Source organism: Pseudomonas juntendi (assembly GCF_009932375.1).
Lineage (GTDB): Bacteria > Pseudomonadota > Gammaproteobacteria > Pseudomonadales > Pseudomonadaceae > Aquipseudomonas > Aquipseudomonas juntendi.
Genome location: NZ_BLJG01000347.1, coordinates 1 through 406, shown reverse-complemented (window position 1 = coordinate 406; position 406 = coordinate 1). Strand labels below are relative to the sequence as shown.

1 protein-coding gene is annotated in these 406 nt (G+C 68.0%); it reads right to left on the bottom strand.

All coding sequences use genetic code 11. The annotated features are described in order from the left end of the window. The coding region (locus GYA94_RS25820; protein WP_255326998.1) for a THUMP domain-containing protein at nt 1–406 on the bottom strand (406 nt) is incomplete at both ends.

Sequence of the window (406 nt, the reverse complement as noted above, 5' to 3'; positions counted from 1 at the left end):
CCAGGAACGTACCTACACCGCACATCGGGTCGGCCAGCGCGCCACCTTGCGCGGCAATACGCGGCCAGCCGGAGCGGATCAGCACAGCGGCCGCCAGGTTTTCCTTGAGCGGCGCGGCGCCCTGCTGCAGACGATAGCCACGCTGGTGCAGGCTGTGCCCGGACAGGTCGAGGGACAGGATCGCCTCGCCGCGCTCCAGGCGCAGGTGCACGCGAACGTCAGGATCGATCTTTTCCACCGACGGGCGCAGGCCTTCGCGGTTGCGCAGCTTGTCGACGATAGCATCCTTGACCTTCAACGCACCGAAATGGGTGTTGTCGATGCCCGAGCCATGGCCGCTGAACTCGACCGCCAGGGTGCCATCGGCCGCCAGGTGGTCCGCCCAGTCGACGGCGTGCACGCCGTC